The sequence below is a fragment of the Clostridium tunisiense TJ genome, assembly GCF_000300195.1.
GTDB lineage: Bacteria > Bacillota > Clostridia > Clostridiales > Clostridiaceae > Clostridium_J > Clostridium_J tunisiense.
The window spans coordinates 36,752-44,249 of the sequence record NZ_AMQH01000022.1; the positions used below are offsets into that span (position 1 = coordinate 36,752).

Annotated in this window: 7 protein-coding genes; 5 read left to right on the forward strand and 2 right to left on the reverse strand. The window is 30.6% G+C overall.

The window, feature by feature from the left end; translation table 11 throughout:
* Positions 1–145: 145 nt before the first annotated feature.
* Positions 146–901 carry a sugar phosphate isomerase/epimerase family protein gene (locus tag C661_RS22420; protein WP_017417107.1) on the forward strand — a complete coding sequence of 252 codons (756 nt, stop codon included), beginning with the start codon at positions 146–148 and terminating at the stop codon, positions 899–901.
* Positions 902–1,216: 315 nt separating this feature from the next.
* On the opposite strand, the gene C661_RS0120005 is transcribed toward C661_RS22420, so the two are convergent.
* A complete protein-coding gene (locus C661_RS0120005; RefSeq protein ID WP_017417108.1) occupies positions 1,217–2,206 on the reverse strand; it encodes a D-cysteine desulfhydrase family protein in 990 nt (329 codons plus the stop codon).
* Between the two features lie 505 nt (positions 2,207–2,711).
* Between C661_RS0120005 and C661_RS0120010 the strand changes: the two genes are divergently transcribed.
* Positions 2,712–3,698, forward strand: a complete 987-nt coding sequence (locus tag C661_RS0120010; protein WP_017417109.1) for an HD-GYP domain-containing protein — start codon at positions 2,712–2,714, stop codon at positions 3,696–3,698.
* Positions 3,699–3,778: 80 nt separating this feature from the next.
* Here the strand turns inward: C661_RS0120010 and C661_RS0120015 are convergent, their stop codons facing one another.
* Positions 3,779–5,323: a M4 family metallopeptidase gene (locus C661_RS0120015; RefSeq protein ID WP_017417110.1), complete on the reverse strand. Its 1,545-nt coding sequence runs from the start codon at positions 5,321–5,323 to the stop codon at positions 3,779–3,781.
* 619 nt (positions 5,324–5,942) lie between these two features.
* On the opposite strand from C661_RS0120015, the gene C661_RS22425 reads away from it, so the two are divergent.
* The 3 genes from C661_RS22425 to C661_RS0120030 are packed head-to-tail and all read left to right on the forward strand — an operon-like array spanning position 5,943 to position 6,981.
* A complete protein-coding gene (locus C661_RS22425) occupies positions 5,943–6,131 on the forward strand; it encodes a spore coat associated protein CotJA (protein WP_017417111.1) in 189 nt (62 codons plus the stop codon).
* A 3-nt stretch (positions 6,132–6,134) separates the two neighbouring features.
* A complete protein-coding gene (locus C661_RS0120025; protein ID WP_017417112.1) occupies positions 6,135–6,392 on the forward strand; it encodes a spore coat protein CotJB in 258 nt (85 codons plus the stop codon).
* A gap of 13 nt (positions 6,393–6,405) precedes the next feature.
* Positions 6,406–6,981, forward strand: a complete 576-nt coding sequence (locus C661_RS0120030; protein WP_017417113.1) for a manganese catalase family protein — start codon at positions 6,406–6,408, stop codon at positions 6,979–6,981.
* The last annotated feature ends 517 nt before the right edge of the window (positions 6,982–7,498 follow it).

Below are 7,498 nucleotides of genomic sequence, written 5' to 3' on the forward strand. Positions count from 1 at the left end.
AAATCTGTTTTATAGGGAAGTTTTAGTGCAAGTGATATACTAATATAGTTCTATAAGATGCTGTTCAAAATTATATGGTAAACTATGAATTTAGGAGTTTCTTTACTAAACATTATAAAAAATACATAGGAAAATGGAGAATAAAATGAAAGTATATATTTCACAATTAGATGAATTTAGCAAGCTAGAACATTTAGTATCAGAATACGGTGTAGGACTAGAAGTTGTTATGTTTGCTAATGCTATGGTTCTAGATGATAAGGAAAGGTATGTGGCAGAACTTAAGGAATATATTCATAAAGTAGAGCAGGTATCTTTTCATGGGCCTTTTTCAGATTTAATTCCTGGAAGCAATGATCCTGAGATCAGAAGGGTTGCCAATATGAGATTTACACAAGGATTTCAGGTGGCAAAACAATTTAAATCTAAGCGTATAGTATACCATACAGGATGTATTCCTCATACTTATTGGGAAAAACAATGGCTTGAAAATTCCAAGTGTTTTTGGAAAGAGTTTACACAGGGGAAACTTGAGGAAATGGAAATACATATTGAAAATGTATATGATGATGATTATATACTTATGGCTGAAATAATTGATGAAGTGAACAACCCTAACTTTTCTGCCTGTTTAGATATAGGTCATGTTAACACCTGTTCATCTAAGTCAATTGAACATTGGATTAAAGGTCTTAATAAAAGGGTGAAGCATGTGCATTTACATAACAATGAAGGGGTTTTGGATAATCATAATGGGCTTAGAAACGGGAAAATTAATATGGTGAAAACCTTGGAAATGTTGAAGAATTATTGCCCTGAAGCTAACTGGGCTATAGAAGTTTTTGATATAAATCAGCTAGCTGAGTCTCTGAAGTTTTTGAAAAATCTAGGTTTTCTATAATAGATTAAAAGAACTAAGATTTTGAATTAACGTATATTGAACAAAGTAAGTCTCAATTTAAACATAAATACAACACTATGTTAAATAAGTCTCTCGATATATATTAGTGAATTAAAAGTTTGCTTAGGGATTTTTTACAAATTTAAACTCAGTATAAGTAAGAGTGGATTATGAATAGTTTAACACACTGAAAGCACTATGGATTAGGTTGTATCCATAGTGCTTTCAGCTTATATAAGTTATTAGGATTTATAACTTATTATAAAAATCTTATATAATTTAAGTGTCAAATCATGTGTTAATCTGTTTATTAATTTAAAAGTTAAATAAGTCTCTCTGAGGATATAGACCGAAAAGACCTCCTGTATGGATAAATAAAATGTTCTCGTCCTTTTTAAAAGTTCCTTTTTTTATTTCCTTAGATAATCCATACATAGCTTTACCGGTATAAACAGGATCTAATATTAGGCCTTCAAGTTGAGCAATATGAAGTATAAATTCTAAAGTTTCAGGAGTGCTTAGGGCATATCCTCTTCCAACATAACCATCAATTATATGAATTTCATCAAGATTAAAATTTAAGTCTATGTTCAAATAATTAATGCTTTCATCTAAAATATTATGAATTCTATTTTTAAAGTAATCCTCATTGTCACAAACATTTATACCGTAGATTTCACCATGAAAGCCTAAGATTTTTTTACTAAGTAAAAGACCAGCATGGGTACCACCTGAACCTACAGCAACTATTATTTTATCAAAATGTATATTCATATCCTTTTCCTGATTAAGAATTTCCTCCATAGCATTAAAATAACCAAAAGTTCCTATGCCATTTGAGGCACCTTCGGGGATAATGTATGGTTTAAATCCTTGTTTTTCATATTCAGTTTTAAGGTTTTCCATTATCAACATTCTATTGTGCTTATAATCTTCAGCTGTTATAAACTTTATATCTGCACCTAGAAGTTTGTTTAAAAATAAATTCCCATCAATATCCTTTGCTTCTGATCCTCTTAAAACCAGGGAAGATTTTAATCCAAGTTTTGCAGCAATAGCAGCAGTAGCCCTACAGTGATTAGACTGAATACCACCACAGGTTATTAATAGGTTACATCCTTGATTTAAAGCTTCTTTTACAGAAAACTCTAGTTTTCTTATTTTATTACCGGAGACTTCTGAACCAGTTTCATCATCTCTTTTAATAAAAATATTAGGACCTTGAAGTTCCTTAGTGAGTCTTTCTAGTTTTTGAATTTTAGTAGGTAAATTTGCTATATTTAATTTTTCAGGAATATTAAACATAAAATCATCTCTCCAATCTACTAAATAATAAAAAAAGGTTATACACTATAACTATGCAGAGTGATATTTGTTAAAACAAGGCTGCCAATCTTATAAAAATTTGATCAACAGATGCCATGGATACCTTTAATTGAAGGGTTAGGGTATCCTTAATGGCTAAAACAAAAGGTCTCATATTATTAATTATAATTTATTATGTAAGTATTATCCATTGATATAAGAAAAAAGTTGGAGTTTTCCAAATAAGTTTCTGATAGGTATTTATGAAATTATGTATATTACTCAGATTAAATTTTATAAAATAAAAAGTAAAACATATTGAAAAAATATGAATTAATTATAAATTTATTTACTGTTTCATGTTATAATAATTAATAATGTTAATGAATTTAACAATATAAAATCTTTATTTATATATAGAAATTTAGCCGTGAAAATAATAGGATTATATTTAAAAATATTAAGAAGATATTAAGATAACAAAGGAAAATTATTGGAGGAAGAAATGAAATTATCTATAGTAAGCAATAAAATAATAGGCAAAGAACTAGCTTTTCCAATTTACATGGATAATGGGGTAATGTATTTAAATAGGGGAATAAAATTAAATGAAAAATATATTAAATCAATTCAAAATATGAAAATTAATTTAGTATATACAGATGATGGCATAAGTGACATTGTGCTTAAGGAAGTGTTAGATTCGGAAACAAAGCTAAAAATGATAAGAACTTTAAAAGCAGAGTTTTATTCCATTAAAGCAACAAAAAAAATAAATGATAAAATCATAAAAGAAATGGTTGAAGAAATTATTGCGCAAATTGATATGTCAGAAAATGCATTGTTTATCAATACCTTTGGGCATACTGACGAAATGACTGGGATGTGCATTCATGGAATTGATGTAGCAATACTTTCTATTATGGTAGGGGTCAACTATGGATATAATTATAAAAAGCTATTTAATTTAGCAGTAGGGGCGTTGCTTCATGATATAGGAAAGCTCTTAGTACAGGGAACAGAACATTCCTTAGAAGGCTATAATTTATTGAAAAAGAATTACATTTTTGACACCTCAACATATATTTCTGTTCTACTTCACCATGAAAATGTTGATGGAACTGGATACCCTGAGGGGTTAAAGGGAAGCAAAATTCATGAGTTTGCTAAGATTGTAAGTATATGTGATGGATATTTAAATGCAATAAATAATGAGAGAATGTTACTTCACCAAGCTATGGAGAAGGTTCAGGCAGAAACCTTAAGAAAGTATGATGAAGAAGTTTATAAATCTTTTAACAAATCCATATATTTATACCCCGTTGGTGTAGAAGTAAAGTTAAATAATGGTAAGATTGGAATGGTAATTCTCCAAAATAGAAATTTTCCTATTAGACCAGTTGTAATGGTGGAAAGTAATGGTGAAAGAGAATATATTGACTTAAACAATAAGGATAACTTAACATTATTTGTTGAAGAGGTTGTATTATAACTTGTGAGGATGATTAAAATAATTAGACTATAACTGTAAAAAATTAGCAAGGAAGTCCCTGCTAATTTTTTTTGTTTTAGCTAATTTACTCCTACTGAACTAAAGGCATTATGAACTGCTGTAACTTCAGCACTACCTGAACCATAAAGGTCAGCTGCAGCTTGAGCAAGACAAGCTCTTGCAGCTGAGAAGTCTGTGGAGGCAGTCATATACTGAGTTAATGCTCTATAGTAGATTTGTTCTGCTTTATTAACACCAAGATTACTTGTTATTAGATAACAAGCTTTATTAGGTATTCCACTATTGGTATGAACACCACCATTATCTTGAGTTGTATTAACATAGTTATTCATATGAGCAGGGTCACCGTATTTAGTAGGATCAGAAATATCTCTTAAGGCATCATTTGCAACTTTAGGAGTCCAAATATCTTCACCCATTAGCCAGTCAAACTTACTATTTTGAGCGTAGTACTCTACAAAAACACCAAAAGCATCTGACATTGACTCATTTAGGGCACCTGATTGATTTTGGTATATTAAATCAGCTTCATATTGGTCTACTCCGTGAGTAATTTCATGAGCGATGACATCTAGACCTCCAGATAAGGCTAATGAATTAACACCATCACCATCTCCATAAACCATTTGAGTTCCAGTCCAACCAGCATTAACATAATTTCTTAAATAATGGACACTAGATTTTATAGCCATGCCAGACCCATTTATACTGTTTCGATTAAATTTGTTTTTATAATAATCGTAAACTACTCCAGCATAATAGTGAGCGTCAACTGCAGCAGGATCATTGATAGTAGTTGTTGTAGAAGATATTAAAGTTCCTGGAGTTCGGCTTCCATAGCTACTTGTGTAGGTAGAGATTGTAGCACCTCTAGTTAAATCAGTTAGATTATAGGAGGTTCCCTTTCTAATTGAAACTTTATCTAGATTAAGTGTTTTTGTGTCTCCTAGCACACCAGTTCCAGTACCAGTTGCGGCAACATTTGCAAATTTGTTATATTTATTTACTATTTCACCTGTATAAGCATTGACGAAGATACTCCAGTTGCCTGGCTTAGGAAGTAAGTAGTTAATTTGTACTAAATATACTGGGATATATTCATTATTCAAATTATATAAATATAGCTTAGCTTTTCCATTGTTAGGGAAGTCAGCATCTAGACTACTGGGGTCGTAATCAATAATTCCAAAAGCTTTATTTTCAGCTTCACCTGGAGTGATGTATTCTTTAGATTTTTTGAATTCTTTTGCCTTAGGATTGTAATTTCCGTTTACAGAATAAACTTCACCATTATCATTAAAATGTACTATATACTCATGGCCAAAAACTGGTACACCTTTTACTGTTTGCTGCAATTTTAAGTGGGTATAACCTAAGGAATCCTTTTTGGAACTTTTAGTAGTAAATTCATCCTCAGCATTTTTGATTTTAAATTTGTCATTATTGTCCTTAAATAATTGGTTTACACCTTTAAGATCAGTGGAATATTTACCAAACTTCTCAACCTTGAAATCATGGCCATTTACTTTAGCTGTAGCTGAAGAAGTAGCAAAAAAAGAAGAAATAATCACCGCAGAGGTGACAAGAGCAATAATTTTTTTCATAACACATCTCCTAAATAATTTGTTGACGTTACAATATATTCATAGATTAAAACAATTATTCCATATATGTCACGATAATAAACGAAAAATATGTGTCATTTCATTCTATTCTTAGGTTAGTTCGTAGTGTTATATGAAAGCTAAGAAACCTATGGGAAAAGTACCTTATACAATTGGTGGGTACAGGATTAATTATAGTAGTGATTAGCATGAGATCCAGTAAAACCATACTAAATTTGTAATAAAAAGTAGTAAAGAGTAAATGTGAACATGATAGTTATGAAAAGTTTGGGTGAGTAAAGCTTTTATTAAAGACAGTGATAAAAGTCTTTGATACAGAAAGTCATATAATAATTGAGACAATAAAAGTTATGAAAGTAGTTGCACAAAAAATAGATTCTAAAGGAGAATTTAAAATTTTTTTAAACTTCAAATGAAAAATAATAAAAAATTTGATTTCCCTATCACCACAATTATGTTGTTGAATAATATGTTATTAGGCACAAAATATTGGGCTAGTAACTATCAGATATAAAGTATTGTCAGAATTTGATAAGAAGGTCAGTTTAAAGGTCTGGCCTTGCATCTACAAAAAACAAATTATTATGAGGTGATTTAAGTGGAAACATGTTATGAACTAAAGAAATGTTTAGGACAATTAGGATATGCTAGAGCTTATGTTCTTCCCCAAGATTATGAAAATTTATATCCAGTGGATAAGGCACTTTGGAAAGGGACTATATTTGAAGATTTGAAGCTACCTTACTACAGTGATATAACTGATTACAAACACAAAAGGGAGGAATAAATCATGGCAAAAAGCAAAAGTGAATTAATGTTGTTGTTACAACAATATGGGTTTTATGCAGTTGAAATAAATTTATACTTGGATAATTTTCCTGATAATAGAAAAGCATTGAGAGACTACCAAAAGGTTACTGAAATTTATCAAAACCTAAAAAAAGAATATGAAATGCAATATGGTACCCTAGCTAACTTTGCTTATGGTGAGGTTTGTGGAGATTGGAACTATGTTAACGACCCATGGCCATGGGAAGGCAAATGTTAGGAGGTAGCGGATTATGTGGATATATGAAAAGAAATTAGAATACCCAGTGGTAATAAAAAGTAAAGATATTAACATGGCAAAATACTTGTTTGCTCAATACGGTGGCCCTGACGGGGAATTGAGTGCTTCCATTAGATATTTAAGTCAAAGATATACAATGCCAACAGGAAAATCTAAGGCGTTGTTGACAGACATAGGCACTGAAGAATTGGCACACGTAGAAATTATTGCTTCTATGATTTACCAGCTTACTAAGGACGCAACTCCTGAAGAATTAAGAGAAGCTGGACTCGGAGCAGCATATACAGAACATGGGAAGGCAATTTACCCAGCAGATGCAAATGGAGTACCTTGGACAGCCGCTTATGTTCAAGCAACTGCAGATCCTGTAACAGATTTAACTGAAGATATGGCTGCTGAACAAAAGGCAAGAACTGTATACGAGCACCTAATAAAATTAACCGATGACTGCGATGTTAAAGATGTACTAAGATTTTTGAGAGAAAGAGAAGTTGTACACTTCCAAAGATTTGGAGAAGCTTTAGTTGATGTTCAGGACAATTTTTTAAATAAGAAAAGAGTTTACTAAAATTAAAGATTGATACAATATAATACAGGCTTTTATAATTAAATTTTAAATTTAAAGCAATAAAAGCTCTGAGGAAACCAAGATTAATTTGAAAATTATATATTCTTGGTTTCCAAGTTAAAATTATATTTTGTATAAAAAGCTAGAAGGTGCAGGGGTGTGTCTACTTTAAATCATAGACTTTGCAGAACTTCTAGCTTTTTTATTGTGTTTTAATATAGAATTATATGGAACCAAATTCAAGACTAAACTTATATGTGGAACATATATTGGTTTCCTAAAGGATTTTTAAAGATGAACGAAAAATTAATCATGAATGAATTAATAATTGACTAGGGAAGCCTATACTAAGTAAATTATATTACGTTCAAAAGTAACAACACTGAAGGTTCATATAGGTGAGTATTATAGGGAACCAGAGTTAAAAATTAACTAATACATTAGTCCTACCCTGCTTCCCTTAAGGGTTTATGAAGATGAATAAGTTAAAATTCTATCATGGAACCCTATAGTAAAA